The organism is Kitasatospora phosalacinea (assembly GCF_030268885.1).
Classification (GTDB): Bacteria; Actinomycetota; Actinomycetes; order Streptomycetales; family Streptomycetaceae; genus Kitasatospora; species Kitasatospora phosalacinea_C.
On record NZ_BSSA01000147.1, the window covers coordinates 1 to 255 of the forward strand.

Annotated in this window: 1 protein-coding gene; it reads right to left on the reverse strand. The window is 67.5% G+C overall.

Annotated features, from left to right (window positions below; all coding sequences use genetic code 11):
- A partial coding sequence (locus QSK52_RS39320) for a transposase (RefSeq protein WP_285741062.1) occupies window positions 1–255 on the reverse strand: 255 nt, incomplete at both ends.

The window sequence follows — 255 nt, forward strand, 5'->3', positions numbered from 1 at the left end:
GGCGTTCACGGACTCGATCGCGTTCGTGGTGCAGATGACCCGCCGGACCTCGACGTCGAAGCTCAGGAACGGCACGAACTCGGCCCAGGCGTTCTCCCAGAGCCGCACGATCGCCGGATACTTCCTGGCCCAGGCCTCGGAGAACTCCACGAACCGCTCGAGCGCGGCGTCCTCGGTCGGAGCGGTGTAGACGGGTTTGAGGGCCTTGGAGATCTTGTCCCAGTCCTGCCGGGCCGCGTAGCGGAACGAGGCCCG